This is a genomic window from Bacillus sp. 205(2023) (assembly GCF_037027485.1).
Classification (GTDB): Bacteria; Bacillota; Bacilli; order Bacillales; family Bacillaceae; genus Bacillus; species Bacillus halotolerans.
This window is the reverse complement of record NZ_JAXCHF010000001.1, coordinates 1,200,492-1,215,326: the sequence shown is the minus strand read 5'-3', so window position 1 is coordinate 1,215,326 and position 14,835 is coordinate 1,200,492. Positions and strand designations below refer to the sequence as shown.

Sequence of the window (14,835 nt, the reverse complement as noted above, 5' to 3'; positions counted from 1 at the left end):
CAACTATGCTAGATATCATCATCTTAATCTTGCTCCTGATGGGGACTTTACTGGGATTAAAACGCGGTTTTATCCTCCAGTTTATCCGCTTGACGAGCTTTATTCTTTCGATCGCGTTTGCGTCTTTATTCTATAAAAATGTCGCACCGCATTTGAAGTGGATTCCTGCGCCCGATTTTTCAGCGGGACAGCCGGCGTTTTCTTTTTTCTCGGGAAATCTGGAAGCAGCCTACTATAATGCGATTGCGTTTGTCGTTCTATTTATTATCGCTAAAATCTTACTGAGAATCATCGGCTCATTCCTAAGTATTGTAGCGGGCATTCCTGTGATTAAACAAATCAACCAAATGCTCGGCGCCGTTCTCGGTTTTCTGGAAGTCTATTTATTTACATTTGTGCTGCTGTATGTTGCTTCCGTACTTCCGATAGACGGCTTACAGCAAATGATGGGGCAATCGTCTCTCGCAAATGTCATGATCAACCATACACCGTATTTATCAGGGCTTTTACAGGAGCTTTGGACGCAATACGGAGGATAAAAAACTTCTCTTGTCCGGAGAAGTTTTTTTCAAGTATGATGGAAACATATGTGAACGTCTGGGGGTTATTCTATGCATAAAAAAGATATTATCCGGCTGCTGGAAACCATTGCAGTCTACATGGAACTGAAAGGGGACAACCCGTTTAAAGTTTCCGCATTCCGAAAAGCAGCGGCAGCCCTGGAACAGGACGACCGCAGTTTATCAGAAATGGACGACATGATGTCACTGTCCGGTATCGGAAAAGGCACGTACAGCGTCATAAAAGAATATATAGATGAAGGAAAGTCAAGTACGCTTGAATCACTGCAGCAGGAGGTGCCGGAAGGGCTGGTGCCTTTATTGAAGCTCCCGGGGCTCGGCGGCAAAAAAATCGCAAAGCTGTATAAAGAGCTTGGCGTACATGATGCAGAATCATTGAAGGAAGCATGCGAACAGCAGAAAGTCCAAGGGCTTGCGGGATTCGGCAAGAAATCAGAAGAAAAAATATTACAGGCGCTCGGAGAAGCCGGAAAACAGCCTGAACGTTTTCCGATCGGCTATGCGCTCCGGGTCGCGCGGGAAATTGAAGAGCATCTTTCTCAATTGACAGACATCATCAAATATTCCCGTGCCGGAAGTCTCCGCAGAGCACGCGAAACCGTCAAAGATCTGGATTATATTATTGCGACGGATCATCCCGCTGAAGTAAGAGAGCAGCTGCTTGCGCTGCCAAACATCAAAAGCGTCATTGCCAGCGGGGACACGAAGGTATCGGTCATTCTTTCCTTTGAATATGAAACAAGTGTCGATTTCCGTCTCGTGACGGAAGAACAATTCCCGACAACTCTTCATCATTTTACGGGATCGAAGGACCACAATATCAAAATGCGGCAAATTGCAAAAGAACGCGGTGAACGGATCAGTGAGTACGGCGTCGAGACGGTTGAAACAGGAGAAATCAAAACCTTCCCGAGCGAACGGGAATTTTACGCACACTTCGGCTTGCCGCTGATCCCGCCGGAACTCCGTGAAAGCGGGCAAGAGGTGGAAACCTACAACGACAGCATTGAACTCATAGAGCACGATCAAATCAAGGGTGATCTTCACATGCACTCCACATGGAGCGATGGCGCCTTTTCTATCAGGGAAATGGCTGAAGCATGCATGGAAAAAGGCTATCAGTACATGGCCATCACTGATCACTCGCAATATTTAAAGGTCGCCAACGGGCTGACTGCTGAAAGGCTCAAGCAGCAGGCGAAAGAAATTGACGCGCTGAATGCTGAGTTTGAGAACTTCCGTATTTTTAAAGGCGTTGAGATGGATATTCTTCCTGACGGCACACTTGATTATGATGACGATGTGCTGGCGGAAATGGATCTGGTCATTGCATCCATCCATTCAAGCTTTAATCAGCCGGAGCACGTCATTATGAAGCGGCTTGAGACGGCACTGACCAACAAGCATGTTGACATTATCGCCCATCCGACCGGACGCCTCATCGGCAGACGTGCCGGTTACGAAATCGATATCGACAATTTGATTGAGCTCGCGAAGAAAACAAATACGGCGCTTGAACTCAACTCTAACCCTGCGCGTCTCGACCTGCGGACAGAGCATTTAATCAAAGCAAATGAACAAGGGGTTACATTGGTCATTAATACCGATGCCCATAACATTGAGATGTTAAACGATATGAAAACCGGCGTCACTGCCGCGCGCAAAGGCTGGACGGAAACGAAAAACGTCCTGAATGCCCGGTCGCTTGAAGACGTACAGGCATTCCTGAAGCGCAACGATTAAGTAAGGAGGCTCACACAACCGTGCAGCAAAAAGTATTATCATCTCTTGAATTCCATAAAGTGAAAGAACAGGTAATCGAGCACGCCGCTTCATCGCTCGGAAAAGAAATGCTTCTCCAGCTAAAGCCTTCTGCTTCGATTGACGAAATCAAAAAACAGCTGGATGAGGTAGATGAAGCCTCTGCGATCATCCGGCTGCGAGGCCAGGCACCGTTTGGCGGCCTTACCGATATCAGAGGGGCATTAAGACGGGCGGAAATCGGCAGCGTTCTCAGTCCCTCGGAATTCACTGAAATATCAGGGCTGCTTTACGCAGTCAAACAAATGAAACACTTTCTCGGACAAATGGCTGAAGACGGAGTCGACATTCCGCTGATGCAGCAATATACTGAACAGCTCATGACACTGCCCGATTTAGAACGAGAAATTAATTCCTGCATAGATGATCACGGCGAAGTGCTTGATCACGCGTCAGAAACGTTAAGAGGAATCCGCACGCAGCTCAGAACGCTCGAATCGAGAATCAGAGACCGGTTAGAGTCCATTCTGCGTTCCTCCTCCGCTTCGAAAATGCTGTCTGATACGATTGTTACAATCCGAAATGACCGCTTTGTGATCCCGGTCAAACAAGAGTACAGATCAAGCTACGGAGGCATTGTGCATGACACCTCTTCTTCTGGCGCGACTCTGTTCATTGAACCGCAGGCGATTGTAGATATGAACAACTCGCTTCAGCAGGCGAAAGTGAAAGAAAAGCAAGAAATTGAACGGATTTTACGCGTGCTGACAGAGCATACGGCGGAGCACACAGAGGAGCTTTTTCAAGATTTGCAAGTCCTGCAGACGCTTGACTTCATTTTTGCAAAAGCGAAATACGCAAAAGCGGTCAAAGCTACAAAACCGACCATGAATGACAGCGGATTTGTCCGTCTGAAAAAAGCGCGCCATCCATTGCTTCCGTCTGATCAGGTGGTCGCCAATGACATCGAGCTGGGCTGCGATTTTTCAACGATCGTGATTACAGGACCGAATACCGGGGGGAAAACAGTTACATTAAAAACACTGGGGCTGTTGACCTTAATGGCGCAATCGGGTCTTCATATTCCGGCAGATGAAGGATCGGAAGCCGCTGTATTTGAGCATGTGTTCGCTGATATCGGCGATGAACAGTCGATCGAGCAAAGCTTAAGTACATTTTCTTCCCATATGGTGAACATTGTCGGCATTTTAAAACAAGTCAACGAAAACAGCCTTGTGCTCTTTGATGAACTGGGAGCGGGTACAGACCCGCAAGAAGGCGCGGCACTCGCCATGAGCATCTTGGATGAAGTCCACCGCACCAATGCCAGAGTATTAGCGACGACGCATTATCCGGAGTTAAAGGCGTATGGCTATAACAGAGAAGGCGTCATGAACGCCAGTGTCGAATTTGACATTGAGACACTTTCACCAACCTATAAGCTCTTAATTGGTGTACCGGGACGAAGCAACGCCTTTGAAATTTCTAAACGGCTCGGGCTTCCGGACCATATTATCGGGCAGGCGAAATCAGAAATGACGGCCGAGCATAATGAGGTCGATACGATGATTGCGTCTCTTGAACGAAGCAAAAAACGGGCGGAAGAAGAGCTTTCTGAAACAGAGGCGTTCAGAAAAGAAGCCGAAAAGCTGCATAAAGAGCTGCAGCAGCAAATCATTGAACTCAACAGCAAAAAAGACAAATTGATGGAAGAGGCCGAACAGCAGGCGGCTGAAAAAGTTAAAGCGGCCACAAAAGAAGCTGAAGACATCATTCACGAATTACGCTCGATTAAAGAAGAACACAAATCCTTCAAGGATCACGAGCTGATTAACGCGAAGAAACGGTTAGAAGGCGCGATGCCGACCTTTGAAAAGTCCAAAAAACCGGAAAAACCGAAAACGCAAAAACGCGTCTTGAAGCCGGGGGATGAAGTAAAAGTCCTTACTTTCGGGCAGAAAGGAACATTGCTTGAAAAAACCGGCGGCAATGAATGGAATGTTCAAATCGGCATTTTAAAAATGAAAGTGAAAGAAAAAGACTTGGAATTTATCAAATCGGCTCCGGAACCAAAAAAAGAAAAACTCATTACGGCGGTTAAGGGCAAAGATTACCACGTATCGCTTGAACTTGATCTTCGCGGCGAGCGCTATGAAAATGCCCTCAGCCGTGTTGAAAAATACTTGGATGACGCGGTGTTAGCGGGATATCCAAGGGTATCCATTATCCACGGCAAAGGTACCGGCGCTTTAAGAAAAGGCGTGCAGGATCTCCTGAAAAATCACCGCAGCGTTAAAAACTCCCGTTTCGGTGAAGCTGGTGAGGGAGGATCAGGCGTTACAATTGTTGAATTAAAATAAAAGGGAGTATGGCCATGAGTGATTTTTGGGAAAACGAGCTTGTGGAAATCGCGGCGTATTACAGTGTCGCGGTTCTCTGCCTCGTCCTCTTTTTGACTGTGTTTGAGCTGGTGACAGCTTATAAAAACTGGGAAGAGATTCAAAATGGAAATCTCGCTGTGGCAATGGCAACAGGCGGGAAAATTTTAGGAATAGCAAATGTGTTCCAGCACTCCATCTCTCAGCACAATTCTCTGCTGCAAATGATCGGCTGGGGTGTGTACGGGTTTGTTATGCTTTTGATCAGCTACTTCATTTTTGAGTTTTTGACACCGCGCTTTAAAATTGATCAAGAAATTGAAAATGATAACCGGGCTGTCGGCTTTATTTCATTTGTCATTTCTGTCGGGCTCTCATTTGTTGTGGCAGCCGGAATATAAGGGGACGGAGAATAGATGGAAAAGCTTGCAAAAATACTGCTCGCCGCGGCAGGAATCTTTTTGTTGATTGGTCTTATATATCTGTTCGTATGATGAGAAAAAGAAAGATTTTCCTTTCTTTTTCTTTTTTTTGCCGTCCATCTGCTATAATAATAGGGTGAACTCTAAAATCGAAAGGGGAGGTTTTATGCAGTCTCAAAAGCCGTGGCTTGCCGAGTATCCCGACGATATCCCGCATGAGCTTCCGTTGCCGAACCAAACCCTGCAATCCATCCTGACAGACTCCGCCGCACGATTCCCTGACAAAACAGCCGTATCTTTTTTCGGAAAAAAACTCACCTTTCATGATATTTTGACCGATGCTCTTAAACTCGCAGCTTTTTTGCAGCAAAATGGCCTGCAAAAAGGAGACAGAGTGGCTGTCATGCTGCCCAACTGTCCGCAATCCATCATTTCTTATTACGGGGTGCTGTTTGCCGGCGGTATCGTGGTGCAGACAAACCCGCTCTACACTGAGCATGAGCTCGAATATCAGCTGAGAGACGCAGAGGCCAGGGTGATCATCACCTTAGATTTGCTTTTCCCGAAGGCAATAAAAATGAAAACGTTATCAATCGTAGATCAGATAGTGGTGACGAGTATAAAAGACTATTTGCCGTTTCCAAAAAATATTCTCTATCCGCTTACGCAAAAACAAAAAGTGCACATTGACTATGATGAAAACGACAATATTCATACCTTTGCTTCGAGCATGAAGCGGGAAAAAACAGAGCTGATCACAATTCCGGACATTGACCCTGAGCATGATATCGCCGTTCTGCAATACACCGGAGGAACGACGGGAGCGCCCAAAGGAGTCATGCTCACGCACAGAAATATTTTAGCCAATACTGAAATGTGTGCGGCTTGGATGTACAACGTAAAGGAAGGCGATGAAAAAGTGCTTGGCATTGTCCCATTTTTTCACGTCTATGGGCTGACAGCAGTGATGAATTATTCGATTAAACTAGGATTTGAAATGATCCTGCTTCCCAAGTTTGATCCACTGCACACGCTCAAAATCATCGATAAACAAAAACCGACACTGTTTCCCGGCGCGCCGACGATTTACATTGGCCTCTTGCATCATCCCCAATTACAGCAATACGATCTGTCATCCATTAAAAGCTGCCTCAGCGGCTCAGCCGCTCTCCCTGTCGAGGTGAAGCAGCAATTTGAAAAGGTGACTGGCGGAAAGCTTGTGGAGGGATATGGTTTATCCGAGGCATCTCCGGTGACACACGCTAATTTTATCTTGGGAAAAAACAAACCCGGCAGTATCGGCTGTCCCTGGCCAAATACAGACGCAGCCATTTACTCTGACGAGACTGGCCATTTTGCCGCCCCGTATGAGCATGGTGAGATCGTCGTAAAAGGCCCGCAGGTCATGAAGGGGTACTGGAACAAGCCGGAGGAAACGGCTGCTGTCTTAAAGGACGGATGGCTCTTCACCGGAGACATGGGCTATATGGATGAAGATGGATTTTTCTATATTGCCGACAGGAAGAAGGACATCATTATCGCAGGCGGCTATAATATTTACCCGCGGGAAGTTGAAGAAGCGCTGTACGAACATGAAGCGATTCAGGAAATTGTCGTTGCAGGCGTGCCTGATTCGTACAGAGGGGAAACGGTAAAAGCGTTTGTCGTGTTAAAGAAAGGCGCACAAGCCGACGCAGCAGAACTGGACGCTTTCGCCAGAGCCCGTCTCGCACCCTATAAAGTGCCGAAAGCCTATGAATTCAGAAAAGAGCTTCCGAAAACAGCGGTTGGGAAAATTTTAAGAAGGCGTTTACTTGAAGAAGAAACCGAAAATCATCATATCAAGTAACAAATAGAGCAAGAAAAAGAGAACATTTATGAATAAACTTGACAAACCGGAAAATCCTTCTTATCATAAAATTATGAATGAATAGTCATTCATTCCTATAGGAAGGAACGATGAAAATTGAAGCAAAAACGGCCAAAGTATATGCAGATTATTGATGCAGCAGTTGAAGTAATTGCGGAAAACGGCTACCACCAGTCACAGGTATCTAAAATCGCCAAACAAGCCGGAGTAGCGGACGGCACCATCTATCTTTATTTTAAAAATAAAGAAGACATTTTAATTTCTCTGTTTAAAGAAAAAATGGGCCAATTCATTGAGCGGATGGAAGAGGACATAAAAGAAAAGGCAACAGCAAAAGAGAAATTGGCGCTCGTGATTTCAAAACATTTCTCACTTTTGGCGGGCGACCATAACCTCGCCATTGTCACTCAGCTTGAGCTCCGCCAATCCAATTTGGAGCTGCGGCAGAAAATTAATGAAATATTAAAAGGCTACTTAAATATTTTAGACGGCATTCTGACGGAAGGAATACAATCAGGCGAGTTAAAAGAAGGCCTCGATGTCCGCCTCGCCCGGCAAATGATTTTTGGAACGATTGACGAAACCGTGACGACCTGGGTGATGAATGATCAAAAGTACGATCTGGCTGCTTTGTCAGACAGTGTTTTAGAATTACTGGTATCCGGAATTCACAATAAGTAAAGGAGTTCTGTCCTATGAATGCAATATCACTCGCAGTTGATCAATTTGTTGCAGTTATGACGATTCACAATCCGCCGGCAAACGCGCTTTCCAGCCGGATATTAGAAGAGCTGTCCTCCTGTCTTGATCAGTGTGAGACAGATGCCGGCGTGCGGTGCATTATTATACACGGGGAAGGAAGGTTCTTCTCCGCAGGCGCTGATATTAAAGAATTTACGTCACTGAGAAACAGTGAGGATTCCTCAATGCTGGCTGAACGCGGCCAGCAGCTGATGGAGAGAATGGAGAGCTTTCCAAAACCGATTATCGCAGCGATTCACGGAGCTGCCCTCGGCGGCGGGCTGGAGCTTGCAATGGCCTGCCATATCAGAATTGCGGCAGAAGATGCCAAGCTGGGGCTTCCTGAGCTTAACCTCGGCATTATTCCCGGTTTTGCAGGTACACAGCGGCTCCCGCGATACGTTGGTACAGCAAAAGCATTGGAGCTCATTGGATCAGGAGAACCGATATCGGGGAAAGAAGCGCTTGACCTCGGACTTGTGACAATCGGAGCAAAAGATGAAGGAGAAGTGCTTGAAAAAGCGAAAACGCTTGCTGGCAAATTTGCAGAAAAAAGTCCGCAAACGATGGCGTCTCTGCTTGAGCTTCTCTATACAAACAAGGTGTATTCCTATGAAGGCAGCTTAAAGCTTGAAGCAAAGCGGTTTGGAGAAGCGTTTGAGTCGGAGGACGCCAAGGAAGGCATTCAGGCATTTCTCGAAAAAAGAAAGCCTCAGTTCAAAGGCGAATAAAAGGGGATATGATCATGAATCTATTTGTACTGATGAAACGGACGTTTGACACAGAAGAAAAAATCGTCATTGACGCAGGGAAGATTCAGGATGACGGGGCTGAATGGATTATCAATCCGTACGATGAATACGCGATTGAAGAAGCCATTCAGCTGAAGGAAAAACACGGCGGCACCATCACCGTTGTCACTGTCGGCGGCGAAGAAGCGGAAAAGGAGCTGCGTACAGCGCTTGCCATGGGGTGTGACCAAGCCGTTTTAATCAACATAGAAGATGATCTCGAAGAACCCGACCAGTATTCCATTTCTCAAGTTTTATACCACTATATGAAGGAACAGGAGTTTGACCTTATTCTCGGCGGAAATGTCGCGATCGATGGAGGCTCAGGACAAGTGGCGCCTCGCCTGGCAGAGCTTTTGGACATTCCGTGCATCACGACGATCACCAAACTCGACATCAATGGAAGTGACGCAGAAGCGGAAAGGGACGTTGAAGGGGATGTTGAAAAAATCAAAACGACTCTTCCTTTGCTGGTCACAGCTCAGCAAGGCTTAAATGAACCGCGCTACCCATCGCTTCCGGGAATCATGAAAGCCAAGAAAAAACCGCTTGAAGAGCTTGAGTTGGATGATCTGGACTTGGATGAAGAAGATGCTGAACCAAAAATGAAAACAATTGAACGTTTTCTGCCGCCGAAAAAAGAAGCCGGGAAGCTTCTGCAGGGTGAGCCTGCCGAACAGGCAAAAGAGCTCGTATCATTGCTCCGCAGCGAGACGAAAGTCATTTAGCGCTTGCACATTCAAAGAAACAGGGGGATGTTAGGATGGGAAAAAAAGTGATCGTACTCGGAGAAATTCGTGACGGAGAACTGCGAAATGTCACCTTTGAAGCGATCTCCGCTGGAAGAATCATTTCAGGTGATGGAGAAGTGATCGGTGTTCTTATAGGAGAAAACATATCACAGCATGCAGAGGAGCTTATCCACTATGGTGCAGACAAAGTTCTCACAGCTGAGGACCCAAAGCTCAAGACATATACGGCAGACGGATACAGCCAAGTGATGCGAACCATTATTGAAAAGGAAAAACCTGATGCGGTCGTATGCGGACACACTGCAATGGGGAAGGATCTGTCACCGAAGCTTGCAGCCCGGCTGCAAACGGGATTGATTTCTGACGCTACAGATGTAAGCGTTACCGGAGAGAACGTTGTTTTCACAAGACCGATTTACTCAGGGAAGGCATTTGAACGTGTCATTTCCACGGATCCGATGACGCTTGTGACGATTCGTCCAAACAACATTCAAGCCTTAGAAAAAGACGCCAGCCGGGCAGGCAGCATTGAAAGCATCGAAGTTTCCCTTACGGATCTCCGTACCGTCATACAAGAGATCGTCAAAAAAACAGCGGACGGCGTTGATCTCTCTGAAGCGAAAATCATTGTTGCGGGCGGCCGCGGCGTAAAAAGCAAGGAAGGCTTTCAGCCGCTGCAGGAGCTTGCCGAGGTGCTGGGCGCAGCAGTCGGCGCTTCACGCGGGGCGTGTGACGCTGATTATTGTGACTATGCTCTTCAAATCGGACAGACCGGAAAAGTTGTCACTCCCGATTTGTATATCGCCTGCGGAATCTCCGGTGCCATCCAGCATTTGGCGGGTATGTCCAACAGCAAGGTAATTGTCGCCATCAATAAAGATCCTGAAGCCGATATTTTTAAAATAGCTGATTACGGTATTGTAGGAGATTTATTTGAAGTCGTCCCATTACTGACTGAAGAATTCAAACAGCTGAATATTCACTCATAAAGGGAAGCCCCGGACTGCAAAAGTTCGGGGTTTTTAATACATACGTACAAATATTTAGTGATAAAAAAAGTCGTTGACATGTACGGACATATATAATAAGGTTGCTTTAAAAGCGCTTACATTCATGCTGGCTCCTCAGACAAAACACAGATCCTATATTTGACTGTGGTGCTTTTCATATTTGTATGAAAGGAATGATCAAGCATGTCTGAACATACAGCAGTGATTCAAACGGATATTGTAAAAGGAACGATCAACAAAAATATATACGGTCATTTTGCTGAGCATTTAGGAAGAGGGATTTATGAAGGGATTTGGGTCGGAACGGAATCAAGCATTCCTCATATAAACGGTATAAGAAAAGATGTGTTAGAAGCGCTGAAACAGCTGCGTATTCCTGTCCTCCGATGGCCGGGGGGCTGCTTTGCGGATGAATATCATTGGGCTAACGGTGTGGGTGACCGCAAGACGATGCTCAATACTCATTGGGGCGGCACAGTTGAATCGAATGAATTCGGGACACATGAATTTATGATGCTGTGCGAGCTGCTTGAGTGCGAACCTTACATTTGCGGCAATGTAGGAAGCGGAACAGTTCAGGAAATGGCGGAATGGATCGAATATATGACCTTTAAAGAAGGCACGCCAATGTCGGATTGGAGAAAACAAAACGGAAAAGAAGAGCCTTGGAAGCTGAAATATTTTGGGGTGGGCAATGAAAATTGGGGCTGCGGCGGCAACATGCACCCTGAGTACTATGCCGATCTATACCGCCGTTTTCAAACGTATGTCCGCAATTACAGTGGCAATGAAATTTATAAAATTGCCGGCGGTGCAAACGTCGATGATTTTAATTGGACGGACGTGCTTATGAAAAAAGCAGCTGGCCTGATGGATGGGCTAAGCCTTCATTACTACACGATTCCGGGAGATTTCTGGAAGGGCAAAGGATCGGCCACAGAATTTACAGAGGACGAATGGTTCATCACGATGAAAAAGGCCAAATACATTGATGAATTGATTGAAAAACACGGCACAATTATGGACCGGTATGATCCGGAACAGCGGGTCGGACTGATTATTGACGAATGGGGCACATGGTTTGACCCTGAGCCAGGAACGAACCCAGGCTTTTTATATCAGCAAAACACGATTCGTGACGCGCTGGTCGCAGCTTCTCACTTTCACATTTTCCATCAGCATTGCCGCCGGGTGCAAATGACCAACATCGCGCAGACGGTAAACGTTCTTCAAGCTATGATTCTGACTGAGGGAGAACGGATGCTATTAACGCCGACATACCATGTATTTGACATGTTTAAGGTACATCAGGATGCCTCTCTTTTAGATACTGAAACAACGTCCGCTGACTATGAATGGAAGGGAGAAACGCTGCCTCAAATCAGTGTGTCAGCATCAAGAAATGCTGAGGGCGATATAAACGTCAGCATCTGTAACATTGATCATCAAAATAAAGCAGAGGTGGAGATCGAGCTGAGAGGTCTTGACAAGGCTGTGGATCATTCCGGCGTTATCCTGACTGCTGAAAAGATGAACGCCCATAACACGTTTGATGATCCGGAGCACGTAAAACCTGAATCGTTCAGCCGTTATTCTGTAAATAAAAACAAATTGAAAGCAAAGCTGCCGCCAATGGCAGTTGTCTTACTCACATTACGGACTGATTCTTAAACAAAATAAGGAGCGCCGATCCACTAGAGGACAGCGCTCTTTTTTGTTTTGAAACAGCTCCAAAAGGGCATGGTAAAGTATATGACGGTTATAGAAGGGATGTTGTCCTATGCTTCGTACAATTTTAATGATCATCGGCGCAATCGTGGTGATCGGAGCGATTATCAGATTCGTGTTTTAATGCCCCATTCTATGAGTAAACCGATTGTGATCAGGAAAAAATAATTTATAAGCATTTAAATAGCGTGAACGAATGGGAGATGCTATACTAAAAATCATCATTTCACAATTGGAGGAATTCAATAATGGCTATCGTAAAAGCAACTGATCAATCTTTCTCAGCTGAAACAAGCGAAGGCGTCGTACTTGCTGATTTCTGGGCTCCTTGGTGCGGACCTTGTAAAATGATTGCACCTGTTCTTGAAGAATTGGATCAAGAAATGGGCGACAAACTGAAAATCGTAAAAATCGATGTAGATGAGAACCAAGAAACAGCAGGCAAATACGGCGTTATGAGCATCCCGACACTTCTTGTCTTAAAAGATGGAGAAGTTGTTGAAACATCTGTAGGCTTCAAACCGAAAGAAGCGCTTCAAGAGCTTGTAAACAAACATCTTTAATTTTCGGCTGCTTACATGCCAGAGCGATTCCAATTGAGGGATCGCTTTTTTTATTCGCCAATCGTGAACCATGGAGAAAAACACCTGTTCGTGTTAAACTGGAAGCAAAGGACTAACTATAAGGAAGGGTAACATATGAACAAACAACTGAAAGAAAAACTCGCCCTCCTTCCCGATCAGCCCGGGTGTTATTTAATGAAGGACCGTCAGCAGACAGTGATCTACGTAGGAAAAGCAAAAGTGCTGAAAAACAGAGTGCGCTCCTACTTTACCGGGTCCCATGACGCAAAAACACAGAGGCTTGTGACGGAAATCGAGGATTTTGAATATATCGTGACGTCCTCCAATCTTGAAGCGCTAATTTTAGAAATGAACTTGATCAAAAAGCATGATCCGAAATATAACGTCATGCTGAAAGATGATAAAACCTATCCTTTTATAAAACTCACCCATGAACGCCACCCAAGGCTGATTGTCACCCGCAATGTCAAAAAAGACAAAGGGCGCTATTTCGGACCGTATCCGAATGTGCAGGCCGCAAGGGAGACGAAAAAGCTGCTCGACCGTCTCTACCCTCTCAGAAAATGCTCAAAGCTCCCCGACAGAGTGTGTCTTTATTATCACCTCGGACAATGTCTTGCTCCTTGTGTAAAGGACATTTCTGAAGAGACAAACAGAGAGCTGGTTGAGAATATTACCCGTTTCTTAAAGGGCGGCTATAACGACGTTAAAAAAGAGCTAGAAGAGAAAATGCTTGAGGCGGCTGAGAACCTTGAATTTGAACGGGCAAAGGAGCTTCGTGACCAAATTGCCCATATCGAATCAACGATGGAAAAACAAAAAATGACGATGAACGACTTAGTCGACCGTGACGTATTCGCTTACGCTTATGATAAAGGCTGGATGTGCGTACAGGTCTTTTTCGTACGGCAAGGAAAACTCATCGAACGTGACGTCAGTATGTTTCCGCTTTATCAGGAAGCAGATGAAGAGTTCCTTACCTTCATCGGGCAGTTTTATTCAAAAAACAACCATTTTCTGCCGAAGGAGATTTTAGTGCCGGACAGCGTCGATCAATCGATGATTGAGCAGCTGCTGGAAACAAACGTCCATCAGCCGAAAAAAGGGTCGAAGAAAGAATTGCTTATGCTGGCACATAAAAACGCAAAAATCGCGCTTAAAGAAAAATTCTCTTTAATCGAACGTGACGAGGAGCGTTCAATCGGTGCTGTGCAGAAACTTGGTGACGCCTTAAATATTTATACCCCGCACAGAATCGAAGCGTTCGATAACTCGAATATACAAGGGACAAACCCGGTTTCGGCGATGATTGTCTTCATCGACGGCAAACCATACAAAAAGGAATACCGCAAATACAAAATCAAAACTGTCACAGGGCCTGATGATTACGGCTCAATGAGAGAGGTTGTCAGACGAAGATATATGAGAGTGCTTCGTGAAAACCTGCCGCTCCCTGACCTGATCATTATAGACGGAGGGAAAGGCCAGATCAACGCGGCCCGTGACGTCATAGAAAACGAACTGGGCTTGGATATCCCGATTGCCGGCTTGGCGAAGGATGATAAACACAGAACCTCCAATTTATTAATCGGCGATCCGCTGGAGACGGTTTATCTTGAACGAAACAGCCAGGAATTTTACCTGCTTCAGCGAATTCAGGATGAGGTGCACCGGTTTGCGATCAGCTTCCACAGGCAAATCCGCGGGAAAAGCGCGTTCCAGTCTGTGCTAGACGATATACCCGGAATTGGAGAAAAAAGAAAGAAAATGCTGTTAAAGCATTTCGGTTCCGTCAAAAAAATGAAGGAAGCAAGCCTCGAGGACATCAAAAAAGCGGGTGTACCCGCAGCGGCGGCACAGCTGCTTTATGATAAATTGCAAAAATAATGTTGTCCTTTTGAAAAAGTTCTGATAAAATGTGAACTAATTTCATAATTAGATCGTGTAATATGGTGAAGATAGAGGTGCGAACTTCAAGAGTAAGCCTTTGGAGAAAGATGGATTCTGAGAAAAAGGCTGAAAGGGGAGCGTCGCCGAAGTAAATAAAACCCCATCGGTATTATTTGCTGGCCGTGCATTGAATAAATGTAAGGCTGTCAAGAAATCATTTTCTTGGAGGGCTATCTCGTTGTTCATAATCATCGTGATGATTAATTGATAAGCAATGAGAGCAATTCCTCTCATTGCTTTTTTTATTGTGGACAAAGCGCTCTTTCT

At 45.7% G+C, this 14,835-nt stretch carries 12 protein-coding genes and 1 riboswitch; all 12 genes read left to right on the top strand.

What is annotated here, in order from left to right:
* Nucleotides 1–5: 5 nt before the first annotated feature.
* The 12 genes from WA325_RS06195 to uvrC all read left to right on the top strand — a co-directional run bounded on the left by WA325_RS06195 (nucleotide 6) and on the right by uvrC (nucleotide 14,505).
* Nucleotides 6–539 (top strand): CvpA family protein, encoded by a 534-nt coding sequence (locus tag WA325_RS06195; protein WP_024122409.1) that lies wholly within the window; start codon nucleotides 6–8, stop codon nucleotides 537–539.
* A gap of 72 nt (nucleotides 540–611) precedes the next feature.
* Nucleotides 612–2,324, top strand: coding sequence for a DNA polymerase/3'-5' exonuclease PolX (gene polX, locus WA325_RS06190; RefSeq protein WP_105953454.1), 1,713 nt, complete (start codon nucleotides 612–614; stop codon nucleotides 2,322–2,324).
* A gap of 20 nt (nucleotides 2,325–2,344) precedes the next feature.
* Entirely contained in the window at nucleotides 2,345–4,702 is a 2,358-nt protein-coding gene (locus WA325_RS06185) for an endonuclease MutS2 (protein ID WP_336183327.1), read from the top strand.
* A 14-nt stretch (nucleotides 4,703–4,716) separates the two neighbouring features.
* On the top strand, nucleotides 4,717–5,121 hold the full coding sequence (locus WA325_RS06180; RefSeq protein WP_010335217.1) for a DUF350 domain-containing protein: 405 nt from the start codon (nucleotides 4,717–4,719) through the stop codon (nucleotides 5,119–5,121).
* A 187-nt stretch (nucleotides 5,122–5,308) separates the two neighbouring features.
* A complete protein-coding gene (locus WA325_RS06175) occupies nucleotides 5,309–6,991 on the top strand; it encodes an AMP-binding protein (protein WP_336183326.1) in 1,683 nt (560 codons plus the stop codon).
* A gap of 117 nt (nucleotides 6,992–7,108) precedes the next feature.
* Nucleotides 7,109–7,693: a fatty acid metabolism transcriptional regulator FadR gene (gene fadR, locus WA325_RS06170; RefSeq protein ID WP_014477593.1), complete on the top strand. Its 585-nt coding sequence runs from the start codon at nucleotides 7,109–7,111 to the stop codon at nucleotides 7,691–7,693.
* 14 nt (nucleotides 7,694–7,707) lie between these two features.
* Entirely contained in the window at nucleotides 7,708–8,484 is a 777-nt protein-coding gene (locus tag WA325_RS06165; RefSeq protein WP_322008448.1) for an enoyl-CoA hydratase, read from the top strand.
* 14 nt (nucleotides 8,485–8,498) lie between these two features.
* Nucleotides 8,499–9,272, top strand: coding sequence for an electron transfer flavoprotein subunit beta (gene etfB, locus WA325_RS06160; protein ID WP_336183325.1), 774 nt, complete (start codon nucleotides 8,499–8,501; stop codon nucleotides 9,270–9,272).
* Nucleotides 9,273–9,307: 35 nt separating this feature from the next.
* Nucleotides 9,308–10,285, top strand: a complete 978-nt coding sequence (locus WA325_RS06155; RefSeq protein WP_305934557.1) for an electron transfer flavoprotein subunit alpha/FixB family protein — start codon at nucleotides 9,308–9,310, stop codon at nucleotides 10,283–10,285.
* Nucleotides 10,286–10,489: 204 nt separating this feature from the next.
* Nucleotides 10,490–11,977, top strand: coding sequence for an alpha-N-arabinofuranosidase (locus WA325_RS06150; RefSeq protein WP_227597988.1), 1,488 nt, complete (start codon nucleotides 10,490–10,492; stop codon nucleotides 11,975–11,977).
* 305 nt (nucleotides 11,978–12,282) lie between these two features.
* Entirely contained in the window at nucleotides 12,283–12,597 is a 315-nt protein-coding gene (gene trxA / locus WA325_RS06145) for a thioredoxin (protein ID WP_003222500.1), read from the top strand.
* Between the two features lie 135 nt (nucleotides 12,598–12,732).
* Nucleotides 12,733–14,505 (top strand): excinuclease ABC subunit UvrC, encoded by a 1,773-nt coding sequence (uvrC, locus tag WA325_RS06140; protein WP_336183324.1) that lies wholly within the window; start codon nucleotides 12,733–12,735, stop codon nucleotides 14,503–14,505.
* Between the two features lie 64 nt (nucleotides 14,506–14,569).
* A riboswitch (Lysine riboswitch) is annotated at nucleotides 14,570–14,749 on the top strand.
* Nucleotides 14,750–14,835: the final 86 nt, after the last annotated feature.

Coding starts and splice junctions, on each gene's coding strand:
- WA325_RS06150 (WP_227597988.1), top strand. CDS start 10,490: ATGTCTGAACATACAGCAGTGATTCAAACGGATATTGTAAAAGGAACG.
- polX (WP_105953454.1), top strand. CDS start 612: ATGCATAAAAAAGATATTATCCGGCTGCTGGAAACCATTGCAGTCTAC.
- WA325_RS06195 (WP_024122409.1), top strand. CDS start 6: ATGCTAGATATCATCATCTTAATCTTGCTCCTGATGGGGACTTTACTG.
- WA325_RS06155 (WP_305934557.1), top strand. CDS start 9,308: ATGGGAAAAAAAGTGATCGTACTCGGAGAAATTCGTGACGGAGAACTG.
- WA325_RS06175 (WP_336183326.1), top strand. CDS start 5,309: ATGCAGTCTCAAAAGCCGTGGCTTGCCGAGTATCCCGACGATATCCCG.
- etfB (WP_336183325.1), top strand. CDS start 8,499: ATGAATCTATTTGTACTGATGAAACGGACGTTTGACACAGAAGAAAAA.
- WA325_RS06180 (WP_010335217.1), top strand. CDS start 4,717: ATGAGTGATTTTTGGGAAAACGAGCTTGTGGAAATCGCGGCGTATTAC.
- uvrC (WP_336183324.1), top strand. CDS start 12,733: ATGAACAAACAACTGAAAGAAAAACTCGCCCTCCTTCCCGATCAGCCC.
- trxA (WP_003222500.1), top strand. CDS start 12,283: ATGGCTATCGTAAAAGCAACTGATCAATCTTTCTCAGCTGAAACAAGC.
- WA325_RS06165 (WP_322008448.1), top strand. CDS start 7,708: ATGAATGCAATATCACTCGCAGTTGATCAATTTGTTGCAGTTATGACG.